We start from the raw sequence: 10,757 nt of genomic DNA, 5'->3' as shown, positions 1-10,757 counted from the left end.
CTGAACGAGATCAACTGCCCGGCGAATCCGTCCCACATGACCGCCTGAAGAGCCCTGCCCGATCAACAAGCCCAGCCCGACCCGGCTCAGTCCGACCGAGCCCAACCTGATCCAACTCAACTCAACTCAAATCAACCGATGATGGGAGAGCGTGACATGGACGAGAACGCCCGCTACCAGGTGCTGCGCAACGACGAGGACCAGTACTCGCTGTGGCTGGCCGACCTGGAGGTTCCCGACGGCTGGCACGCCGTGGGCAAGGAGGGCACCCAGGACGAGTGCTCCGCCTATGTCGACGAGGTCTGGACCGACATGCGCCCCCGCAGCCTGCGCGAGCGCATGGACAGCGCCGCCTCCTGACCGATCCGCCCCGCAGGGCGCGCGGCCGCCCGCCGCGCGCCCTGCCCCTTCCCGCAGCACCCTTTTGTGCGGGCCGCGACCACGAGCCACCGGCCGGCGCGGCCCGCACGGCCCGTTCACCGCTTTCCTCTTGCGGCCGCCCTTGTCCTGGGCGTTGAGCCGCCGTGCCTGCCGCGCGCCGCGCCGCGCACTTGCGCCGCCCGCCGCGCCGTCTTCCGAGCTGCCGGGCCGTCCCGCGACCTTCCACGCCGTCCGGCCACCGAAGAATCGTCGCTGCTCACCCCCGACGAAAACGATTTCCCGGCGGCTGCTTCCTCTTTCCCCCGGACACGGCCCTGTGGCATACATCCCGTTGTCCACGGCAAATGGCAGGGTACGCCTTAATTACCTGTCATATCGGATTTGGCGCCAGGTAGTGACGATAGGGCGTTATTACGCTATACCAGTGACATGCGCCGCACAGGCCGGATGCCTGAGAGCGGAGTTCAAGACATTTACGGGGTGAGGGAACTGCGGATCGCGGGGGGATTTCTCAGTGGCCGGTCCGTGACGTGGACCTGTTGTTCCTGGCCGAAGCGCCGGGTGTCGATCCGTTCCGCCGTCGGTCCGTGGTGGTCGACGGCATGACGGGCTAACTCCCGCCGTACGGCGCAGAGTTCGCACGAGATCACGCACATTCGCACATGCCCGGACATGGCCTGCGCCGCGTTCGCCACACGACCGGCGCATTCCCCGGAAGCCGGCTCCCGTTCCGCGGCGGCATTGCCTTTCACCTCACCTGGCCTCACCCGGATCACTTGTGCTTTCCCATGAGAAGGGACCCTGAAATGACCCCGATCCTGCGCACCGACCGGCTGATTCTTGCGCCCTACCGGCCCGAGGACGAGGAAGTCTTCGTGGCGCTGCTCGGTGACGAGGAGGTCTGCCGCTGGATGGGCCAGGACCGCGTACCCGAAGAACAGATCCGGGTCATATTCCAAGCGATTCTCAATGAGATCTATGCCAAAAACATGTTCGATGTATGGGCTGTGTGGTCCGAGGGTGTCTACGTGGGCCACGCGGAGATCAAGAAAACCGGCAACGTCGACGGCTACGAGATGATCGCCGCACTGGTCAAGGAGAGCCGGGGAAGAGGGGTGGGCAATGAGTTGGTGCGCGGTCTGCTGCGCTACGCCGCTGACACCCTGCAGCTCAGCGAGGTCTACGGAATGGTGGGCGCCGAAAATGCTGCCAGTCTGGCGCTGGGCAAAAAACTGGGATTCACCCATGTCCGTGATGTCGTCGCGGACGACGGCACGGTGACGAAGATGCTGGTCCTGCCCACCGGCGACAGCCGGCACCCCGACCCCGGCGCAAGTCCGGCCGCTCCCGTACCGGTGAGCTGACCGGAACCCTCCCGTACGAAGGTCCGCACACGGCCGCACACCGACCGGACCAGGCAAGAGCCTGCCGGACCCGCAGGCCGGCAGGCTGGCGGCCGTCCGCTGCCGACCCGCCCGTGGTGTCAGAGGCAGCGCCCGAAGAGCTCCAGCATGCTGCGCCAGTGACGTGCGTCCGCCTCGGCGTGGTACGCGGCGGTGTCGGCCTGCGTGTAGCCGTGGTCGGCACCTTCGTACAGCTCGCTGCGGTAGCGCACACCCGCGGTGTCCAGGGTCTGCTCCAGGCTCTTGATCTGGTCGGCCGGCATCGAATGATCGTGGTCGGCGTGGCCGAAGTACAGCTCTGCCGTGATGCGGCCGGCGAGCCGGTGCGGACTGTCCTCGGCGTCCGTGACCAGGCGGCCGGCGTGGAAGGCGGCCGCGGCGCCGATGCGATCGGGCTGGGCCGCTGCGGTGCGGATGGCGAGAACCCCGCCCATGCAGTAACCGGTGGTGCCCATGGGGCCGTCGGTGACCTGCGGGGAGGCGGTCAGCCAGTCGAGGTAGGCTCCGGCGTCCCGCATCGCCAGGTCCGGAGTGAGGGTCTGCATCACCGGGAAGAGCTGCTCGAAGATCTCCGGCCGCTGGGAGGGGTCGATGAAGTCCGGCAGCTCCACCACCGGGGCGCGTCCGACGCGGTAGAAGACATTGGGTACCAGCACCGTGTAGCCGTGCCCGGCCAAACGCCTGGCCATCTCCTCCAGCGAGGGCCGCAGTCCGAAGGTGTCCATGTACAACAGCACACCGGGGTGGGGTTCGCCGTCGTCGGGATGGGCGAGATACGCATCGGCGATGCCGTCCGGAGTGGGGATGTCCAGGGGGCCGCCGTGCACGCTCGTCATGTCCGCACCTTTCATCGGGTTCCGGGCGACCCGCGTGGCGCCGCCCGCCCGCCGGCCGGCACGTCGGCGGACTCCCCACAGTAGCCACCTGTGCGAAAAGCCGTCGCACTGCCGGACCCCCACCCTGCCGCACTCGATCTGTCAGGAGCCCACCACAGACGCCCCTCAAGTCTGTGGACGCCCGTACAAGTCCCTTACGTTTCAACCGTGTTGGAATCCAGGCATGGCCACTACCTCCCCCGACCCCGTGCCACTGCCCCGGAACGAGCCTGTGAACCGACCGCGAGCCGAGGTCGAGAGGCTATGTGACGAAGCGACGCGGCAGAAGGACCTGGCGCACCGCAGGGCCGAGTTCTGGGCCAGGGCCGATATCGCGCTGGGCTTTCCCGCGGCTCTCCTCGCCGGTGTCTCCGGAGCCGCGGGCCTGGCGTCGGCGGATGCCCGTGTGCCTGCGGCGTTGGTGGCCCTGGCCGCGGCGGGGTGCGCGGCGGGCGCCGGCTTCCTCCGGAGCGACAGCAGGCGCCTGGCCAACAAACGCGCCCGGCAGGCATGGGCTCTCGTCGAGGCCAGGGCCCGTATGAGACTGGCCCAGCACCGTGTGCTCCCCGACGACCTCGCCGAGGTCCTGGAGAGCCGCCAAGCAGCGCTGGCGGCCTACGAAGGGGACGAGCCCCCACCCGGCCCGACACCGACGGCCACCCGGGGCTGACGTACGAAGCGCCGCCGGTTCTCGACCGTGCGCCGGTTCTCGACCGTGCGCCGGTTCTCGACCGTGCGCCGGCCCTCGACCGTGCGCCGGCCCTCGACCGAGCGGCAGCTCACCGCCGGGTCGAGGTGCGCGGTCATGGTCACGGGCAGGCAGGTCGCGCTCAGACCAGAGTGGAGAGGCAGAACGGGTGGCCTGCGGGGTCCAGCAGGACTCGCCACCGGTCGGGGTCCGGCTGGAATGCGGGCTCGACGGCTCCCAGGGCGAGCATCCGGTCCCGGGCGGCGGCCAAGTCGTCGACGCCCAGTTCGATGTGGGCCTGCTTCTCCTGGGATGGGTCCGGCCAGGTGGGACGGCGGTAGTCGGAAAGCCGGTTGAACCCCAGTCCTGCTCCGCCCTCCTGGCCGAGCAGGACGAAGTCGTCAGTGGAGAAGACGAGGGGCAGGCCAAGAGCCTCGCCGTAGAAGCGGGCCAGTTCGGCGGGGTCCGGGCAGTCGAAGGTGACGGCCGCATAGCGGAACGTGGGCGTGGAGGTGTGTGCCGTACTCATGGCGCAGACGCTATGGCGGGACCAGGACAGCTTCCGTCCTGGTCATGTGGAACACTCCGGAATGTGATCAGCGCATCCGCCCGCCTGCTGCGATTGGTCGCCTTGTTGGCCGCCCGGCCGTCGTGGACCTGCGGTGAACTGGCCGACCGGATGGCAGTGACCGAACGCACGGTGCGGCGGGACATCGCCAAGCTCAGGGAACTCGGCTACGCCGTCGAGTCCGACCCCGGCCCGTGGGGCGGCTATCGCCTCCGGGCCGGAGCGCGGGTTCCCCCGCTGATCCTCGATGACGAAGAGGCGCTTGCCGTGGCCGTCGGGATGCGCGAGGCCGCGCTCAGCGGCACTCTCGGCGGAGACCAGGCCGCCCTGTCAGCTCTTCTGAAACTGCGTCAGGTTCTGCCGCGGCGGATCGCGGACCGGCTGGGCGAGATGGACGACACCTTCGTCCACACGCCCAGACCCGACGAGCCGCAGATCCCGGCCGGCATGCTGCTGGAACTGGCGGCCGCTTGCCGCCGGGGCGAGCGCGCCCGACTGTCGTACCGCGACTGGGCGGGAAGAGCCACGGTCCGGGACGTCGACCCGTACCGCCTCGTCCACACCGAACGCCGGTGGTACTTCGTCGCCCGGGACGTCACACAAGCCCAGTGGCGGACCTTCCGGGCCGACAGGGTCGACCGACTACACCCAACCGGACAGCCGGTGGAACTCATCGACCCACCCGACCCGGCGCTGCTCGTCTCCCGCTCCGTCGCGACCGGCCCTTACCCGCTCCATGCGACGATCCGCCTCCCGATGCCCGTCAACCAAGCCCTGCGGCTGATCCCGTCGTCAGTAGGTGCCCACCGCCCCGAAGGCCCCGACGCCACCATCGTCGACATCGGCGGGCCCGACGCCGAAGGCCTCGCCGGATACCTCCTCAGCCTGGCCACACCCCTGCGCGTCCTGTCGCCGGACGCGGTACGGCAAGCCCTGCTCCGCCGTGTCCAGGAACTCTTGGAGCATAACGCGAACGGTCCGACCGGCCCGGATCCTGACATTGCACGAGAACGGGCGCCGAGCCCGGCGACCGGGGCGATGCGCCACTGAACGGGCTGCACTGAACGGGCTGCACTGAACGGGCTGCACTGAACGGGCTGCGGAACGCCGGAAGAAGCAGTCACCGGCACGGAAGGCCCCGAACCGATCGCGCCGCAGCCCAATGTCCGCTAGAAAGTCGCGATGACTGATCCGACGACCGACCCGACGACCGACCCGTTGGCGGACCCGGCGGCCAACCCGATGTCCGATCCTTTTGCGCTCCGTGCCGTTACCGAGGACGAGTTCTCCGACTGGGCCCGGATGATCGCCGATACTTATGGCGTCGACCGGTCCGATGAGGAGATCGCCAACCAGCGTGCCGCGACCGCGTTGCACCGCACCATCGCCGCTTTCGACGGTGATACCCCGGTGGGCGGCGCGTCTCTCTACCGTCGGCTGCTGACGGTTCCCGGGGCCGTCATACCGGTGGCAGGAGTCGCCACGGTCGGTGTGACTCCCACGCATCGGCGCCGCGGGATCCTGACGTCGATGATGCGGCGGCAGCTGACCGGTCTGCACGAGCAGGGCGCAGAGCCGGTCGCCGTGCTGCGGCCCGCCGAGGCCGCGGTCTACGGCCGCTTCGGCTACGGGCCCGCCACGCAGGGGAACCAGCTGCGCTGCGACAAGCGCGGCATGGTCTTCCGTCCCGGGACGGACTTCGGCCACGGGACGGTCCGGCTGATGGGACGTGCTCAGGCTCGCCCTCTTGTGGAAGAGGCATACGACCAGGTCCGGGGCAGCTCGGTCGGCTGGCCCGACAGGGGTGCCCCGCACTGGAAGGTTCGCCTGTTCGACGAGCCGCACTCGCGCGGGGGCGCGACCGCGCTGCGCTTCGCCGTACATCAGGAGCCGGACGGCCGGTCCACCGGATACGCGCTGTACCGGCACAAGAGTGCGCGCGACGCCGTGGGCAACGACAGCAGCGCGGTGCAGGTCGTGGAGCTGGCGGCAGCTTCACGGCAGGCGTATGCCGCACTGTGGCGCTATCTGGCGGGGATCGACCTGGTCCCGTGGATCGAATACGAAGGCGCGGTGGACGAACCGCTCCCGCATCTGCTGACGGATCCGCGCGCGGCACACTCGGCCGTGGTGGACCGGTTGTGGGTGCGGCTGGTCGATGTGGACCGGGCGCTGACGGCACGCCGTTATGCAGCTTCACTGGACGTGGTCCTGGACCTCGACGACGCATTCTGCCCGTGGAATGCCGGCCGCTATCGCCTGCAGACCGATGAGCACGGGGTGACCTGCGAGCGTACGAAGGCCTCCGCCGAACTGCGGATGAGTACGAGCGAGCTGGGTGCGGCCTTCCTCGGCGGCACGACGCTGGCGTCGCTTGCGGCCGCGGGCCTGGTCCAGGAATTGCGGCCGGGCGCCCTGGCCCTCGCCGACCTCGCCTTCCGCGGCAACCGGCAGCCCTTCTACCCCGGGGGCTGGGCGTTCCCTCTCTACTGACTGCGGAGTGCGGAGTGCGGAGTGCGGACTGCGGAGTGCCGAGGGCGGCCTTGCCCGGGTGCCCTTCCGGCGGCGTCACCAGCGGTTTCCGCACGCTGTTCCGGCAGGGGGAGCCGAGTCAGTGCTCCGACTCCGATGAACTACGTTGATCATGCACGGACCGGCACCGGGGCGTCGCACACACGATAAAGCTGCCTGTCGGCAAGGGCAGTTCAGCGACCTCCGCCCGCCCGGCGCGCCACAGACGGCGCCGGTGGGGGAAGACGGCCGGCAACGACGTCACCAGAATCGGAGAAACAGCAATGCGGTACGAGTCGTCCGCGCAGTCTGACACGCGCGGTACGCCGTCCATCGCGAGGCCGACCTCGCGTCGCCGGCTGCTGGGAGTGTCCGGCGCGGCCCTCCTCACAGCGGCGTGCAGTCCCCAGGGGAGCAAGCAGGCGGGTGGCGGGGGGAGCGCGCGGCCGGAGGCGAAGAGCGGCGGCGCACCCACCGGTGAGGCGCCGCACGGCGCACTCGGGGTGAACTTCAACGAGGACCCCACCGACATGAATCTGTCCCAGGTGAGGGCCCTTTCGGCGAAGTGGGTGCGCGGCTTCGTCCCGATGACGGACGACCTCGACACACACGCCCCGGCCCGGCAGCGGTCCATCGCCAGGCTGCTCGACGCGAGCGGAAACGGCTTCCGGACGATCCTCTCCCTGAAGTTCCCCTTCCTGACGCTCGGGCAGTCGCTTCCCGAGGTGGGCAGCAAGGAGATGGCGGCGCAGCTCAAGCGCGTGGACCGGGTGCTGGACACCGTCATGGGGAAGACGGACATCCTCACCATCGGCAACGAGCCCTTCCTCGAAACCAGGAAAGACGAGCGCGGTGCGCGCCTCAATGTGTTCTACGAGCACGTCGCCGAGCACGTCATCGACTACCGGAGGAAGCACTTCCCGCACGGCTGCCGGACCCGCCTGTACATGGGGGCTCTCAACCGCCTCGACGAGAAGGACGGGCGCACGCCGGCCACCGAGCGGTGGGTCCACTTCGTCAACAGGAAGCCGGAGCTCGAGGGAGTCGACATCCATCCGCATGTCGACTCCCTGCAGGCGGCCGGCAGGTACGTCCAGTACGTCGTGTCCCGCCTGGACAAGAGCAAGAAGTTCCTCGCCACAGAGTTCTCCCTGGTGCAGCTATGGGAAGAGCACATGGGCGACAAGATCCCGGCGGCCTACGCCGAGAAGTACCAGGTGCCCCCGAACACCCGCGTGTGGCAGGTGATCGGCAACGCCATCGAGAAGCCCTTCCCACAGAAGAGGTGGGACGACTTCCTCGCGATGAGTCCGTGGTTCGCCTCCCACAAGGACTATCTGACGCAGCAGATGCAGATGTTCCGGGAGACCGGGAAGCTCGCGGTGGCCACCTACGGGGTGACGCAGATCGAATCCATGCAGACGGGCTGGGGCGCTCACAAGAAGCCGTGGATCCTCAACCCCCTGTACGCGAACCGCACCGTCCGGAAGGAAAACGGAAGGGTCGGTCGGACCACCGTCTGGTACGACTCGTTCCGTGCCCTGCAGCATTCCGAATGAACGACGTGTAAGACGTGCAGGAACGACGTGTAAGAACGACGTCTAAGAACGACGTTCAAGACGCGACCGAATCCGGAACAGCAGGCGGCCGGCCGTTCGTTACGCCTGGTTCGCCGCCTGCTTGACGGTCCTGATCACTGGTGCCGTTTCGAGGTGTGTGATGGCCGGGAGCGCGGCGACCCGGGTGGTCAGGTACCGGTACAGCTCCCGCTGGTTCGTGCACACCACGCTCGCGTAGAGATTGGCCGGGCCGGTCGTGGCGGCGGCGAACGCGACCTCCGGATGCCCGGCCAGCGCCCGACCGGTCTCCTCCAGGTGTGCGGGGGCGACCGAGAGCCAGAGCAGGGTGCGGGCGTGCACGCCGAACATGCGCCAGTCGACGTCGATGTCGAGGTAGAGCAGGCCGTGTGCGCGTAGCTCCGTCATCCGGCGCCGGACCGTCGTCGGCGACCAGCCGGTGACCGTGGCCAACTGCTCGAACCCGGCCCGGCCGTCGGTGGCGAGCAGGGCGAGGAGCTTGCGGTCACTGTCGTCGAGCCGCAGCTGACCCCGTCGGTGCGGCACCGGAGACGGGCGCAGTCGCTCGATCTCCTCCTCGTCCAGCGGCCCGAGTTTACCGGCCAGGTTGTCCGGGCCGCCGTAGAAGGCGTGCAGCACGGAGTGCGCGGTCACGCCCTCCACGCGCGGGGTGCGAGGGAGTTTGGCCAGCAGCAGTGCCTCGCTGTCCGCCTCGCTCTCGGTTCGGACCACGCAGATGATCTCGGTGCCGCCGGAGGTGAGGCTCACCCACGAGGTGTCGGGGCGCCTGGCCAGTGCCTCGGCGACCGGGAGCGATGCGGTGGGAGCACATCGCACCCGCAGAAACCACAGGACGGCACCCAGCGCGGTGGGGTCGACCCCGCCGAGCACCCGTACCGCACCGGCCGACCGCAACCGGGCGTAGCGGCGGGCGATGGTGCGATCCGACACGCCGAGAACCTCGGCGATGGTGCTGAACGGGGCACGGCCGTCGATCTGCAGGGCGTGCACGAGCCGTCGGTCCAGCTCGTCGTAGTCGGATTCCACCGAGCTGAAGGTAGACGGTGTCAGATATCGGCGCAATCAAGCCGGTTCCTGGCCCGGGCGGTTCGGCCGACGGAGCGTTGCTCTTGCCCTGATCGACACAGACAGAGGAGAGTCCGTGGACACCGATGTGCTCATCGTCGGCGCCGGCCCGACCGGAATGACGCTGGCCAACGAGCTGCTGATAGCGGAGGTGTCGACCGTGCTGGTCGACAAGCTGTCGCAGCGCAGCGACCTGTCCAAGGCCGGCGGCGTGCAGTCCCGCACACTGGAGGCGCTCGACCAGCGAGGGCTGCTGGAGCCTTTGCTGGCCACCGGAGACCACCCCGTCACCACGGGCCACTTCGCCGGTATCCCGCTCCCGCTCCACTCCCACCGGCACCGTCTGCCATGGCGGTCCGTGCCGCAGGTGGTGATCGAGGGGTTCTTCGAGCAGCATCTCGCCGCGCAGGGCCTGAACGCCCGGCGGGACCACGAACTGGTCGGCCTCGCCCAGGACGATGACGGGGTCACCGTGACCTTCGCGGGCGGCGCCACCCTCCGCTCCCGTTACCTCGTCGCCGCCGACGGTGCTCACAGCACCGTGCGGAACCTGCTGCGGGCCGGGTTCCCGGGGCAGCCGGGAACGTTGACGATCATCGCCGCCGATGTGCGACTGAGCGGCACCGAGCCATCCACGTCGCACACCTGGAACGAGGACGGGCACTGGGCGGCGCTGTTCCCGCTCGGCACCGATCCGCAGGGCAGGCAACTGCGCCGCCTGGTCCTCGGCGGGCCGGGCCCATCACTGACGAGGGAGACCCCGGTCACCGAGGACGACATCCGCCATGGCCTGCGCACCGTGTTCGGAACGCGGGTGCACCTCCTCGAACTGCGCTACGCCCGCCGTATCACCAACGCGTCACGACAGGTCGAGCAGTACCGGCACGGGCGGGTGTTCCTGGCGGGCGATGCCGCCCATGTCCACCTTCCGCTCGGCGCGCAGGGCATGAACACCGGGATGCAGGACGCGCTGAACCTCGGTTGGAAGCTCGGCGCCGCCGTGCACGGCTGGGCACCGCAGAACCTGCTCGACACGTATCACACGGAACGGCATCCGGCCGGGGCCGCAGTCCTGCGCAACGTCCGGGCACAGAGCCTGCTGATGGACTGGGCCGGCACCCGCGATCCGGACGTGCTGGCTGCCCGGGAGATCTTCACGGCCATGGCCCAGCTGCCGGACGTCCAGCACCATCTCACCGACCTGATGTCCGGGATGGCCAACCGCTATCCGATGCCGGGCACCGAGACCCATCCGCTCGTCGGCCGGCCCGCGCCGGACCTGGACCTCGGCCCGGCCCGGGTGCACGAACTGCTGCGGGCCGGGCACGGCATCCTGCTGGATCCGGCCGACAGGTTCGCCGGGGTTGCCGGCCGCTGGTCGGACCGGGTGGACCGGGTGGGCCAGGGCGCCGACGCCGAGCCGATGCTCATCCGGCCGGACGGCTATGTGTGCTGGGCCGGCGAGGAGGACCTGGAACCGGCGCTCGACCGCTGGTTCGGCGGGCCCCGCTGAGCCGGCGCCTGGAAAGCCGGCCGTCGTGGAGAGGCCGGTGGCCGGCAGTGGCCGCCAGGTCTCCCACGTGATCCCCAGGTCTTCCACGTGAACGGCTCACCCGAGTCCGTCTCCAACTCCATTGCACGTCACGGCCATTGCCATCAAAGCGGGGC

General features: G+C 69.2%; 10 protein-coding genes. 7 read left to right on the top strand and 3 right to left on the bottom strand.

All coding sequences use genetic code 11. The features are described 5' to 3' along the window. Positions 1-156: 156 nt before the first annotated feature. Positions 157-360 carry an MbtH family protein gene (locus D9V36_RS04140; RefSeq protein WP_129298174.1) on the top strand — a complete coding sequence of 68 codons (204 nt, stop codon included), beginning with the start codon at positions 157-159 and terminating at the stop codon, positions 358-360. Positions 361-1,187: 827 nt separating this feature from the next. Continuing rightward, positions 1,188-1,745 carry a GNAT family N-acetyltransferase gene (locus tag D9V36_RS04135; RefSeq protein WP_129292549.1) on the top strand — a complete coding sequence of 186 codons (558 nt, stop codon included), beginning with the start codon at positions 1,188-1,190 and terminating at the stop codon, positions 1,743-1,745. 119 nt (positions 1,746-1,864) lie between these two features. Here the strand turns inward: D9V36_RS04135 and D9V36_RS04130 are convergent, their stop codons facing one another. After that, positions 1,865-2,620 (bottom strand): dienelactone hydrolase family protein, encoded by a 756-nt coding sequence (locus tag D9V36_RS04130; protein ID WP_129292548.1) that lies wholly within the window; start codon positions 2,618-2,620, stop codon positions 1,865-1,867. 271 nt (positions 2,621-2,891) lie between these two features. Between D9V36_RS04130 and D9V36_RS04125 the strand changes: the two genes are divergently transcribed. Continuing rightward, on the top strand, positions 2,892-3,329 hold the full coding sequence (locus tag D9V36_RS04125; protein WP_241720699.1) for a hypothetical protein: 438 nt from the start codon (positions 2,892-2,894) through the stop codon (positions 3,327-3,329). A gap of 160 nt (positions 3,330-3,489) precedes the next feature. On the opposite strand, the gene D9V36_RS04120 is transcribed toward D9V36_RS04125, so the two are convergent. After that, positions 3,490-3,876: a VOC family protein gene (locus D9V36_RS04120; protein ID WP_129292546.1), complete on the bottom strand. Its 387-nt coding sequence runs from the start codon at positions 3,874-3,876 to the stop codon at positions 3,490-3,492. A gap of 63 nt (positions 3,877-3,939) precedes the next feature. Here D9V36_RS04120 and D9V36_RS04115 point away from each other — a divergent pair, with 63 nt between their 5' ends. From D9V36_RS04115 to D9V36_RS04105, 3 genes are all read left to right on the top strand, one after another. Continuing rightward, complete coding sequence (locus D9V36_RS04115; RefSeq protein ID WP_164992872.1) at positions 3,940-4,965, top strand: helix-turn-helix transcriptional regulator; 1,026 nt, start codon at positions 3,940-3,942, stop codon at positions 4,963-4,965. A gap of 132 nt (positions 4,966-5,097) precedes the next feature. Further along, positions 5,098-6,408 (top strand): GNAT family N-acetyltransferase, encoded by a 1,311-nt coding sequence (locus D9V36_RS04110; protein ID WP_241720698.1) that lies wholly within the window; start codon positions 5,098-5,100, stop codon positions 6,406-6,408. A gap of 302 nt (positions 6,409-6,710) precedes the next feature. Continuing rightward, positions 6,711-7,985, top strand: coding sequence for a hypothetical protein (locus D9V36_RS04105; protein WP_241720697.1), 1,275 nt, complete (start codon positions 6,711-6,713; stop codon positions 7,983-7,985). A 99-nt stretch (positions 7,986-8,084) separates the two neighbouring features. Here the strand turns inward: D9V36_RS04105 and D9V36_RS04100 are convergent, their stop codons facing one another. Beyond that, a complete protein-coding gene (locus D9V36_RS04100; protein WP_129292544.1) occupies positions 8,085-9,050 on the bottom strand; it encodes an Lrp/AsnC family transcriptional regulator in 966 nt (321 codons plus the stop codon). Positions 9,051-9,165: 115 nt separating this feature from the next. On the opposite strand from D9V36_RS04100, the gene D9V36_RS04095 reads away from it, so the two are divergent. Further along, positions 9,166-10,602, top strand: a complete 1,437-nt coding sequence (locus D9V36_RS04095; RefSeq protein WP_129292543.1) for an FAD-dependent monooxygenase — start codon at positions 9,166-9,168, stop codon at positions 10,600-10,602. The last annotated feature ends 155 nt before the right edge of the window (positions 10,603-10,757 follow it).

Source organism: Streptomyces lydicus, assembly GCF_004125265.1.
GTDB classification, from domain to species: Bacteria; Actinomycetota; Actinomycetes; order Streptomycetales; family Streptomycetaceae; genus Streptomyces; species Streptomyces lydicus_C.
The sequence above is the reverse complement of the archived record's forward strand: the minus strand, read 5'-3'. Positions and strand labels throughout refer to the sequence as shown.

Bases quoted from the DNA above. Each gene is read 5' to 3' on its own strand.
- D9V36_RS04140 (WP_129298174.1), top strand. From the start codon at position 157: ATGGACGAGAACGCCCGCTACCAGGTGCTGCGCAACGACGAGGACCAG.
- D9V36_RS04110 (WP_241720698.1), top strand. From the start codon at position 5,098: ATGACTGATCCGACGACCGACCCGACGACCGACCCGTTGGCGGACCCG.
- D9V36_RS04120 (WP_129292546.1), bottom strand. From the start codon at position 3,876: ATGAGTACGGCACACACCTCCACGCCCACGTTCCGCTATGCGGCCGTC.
- D9V36_RS04130 (WP_129292548.1), bottom strand. From the start codon at position 2,620: ATGACGAGCGTGCACGGCGGCCCCCTGGACATCCCCACTCCGGACGGC.
- D9V36_RS04135 (WP_129292549.1), top strand. From the start codon at position 1,188: ATGACCCCGATCCTGCGCACCGACCGGCTGATTCTTGCGCCCTACCGG.
- D9V36_RS04105 (WP_241720697.1), top strand. From the start codon at position 6,711: ATGCGGTACGAGTCGTCCGCGCAGTCTGACACGCGCGGTACGCCGTCC.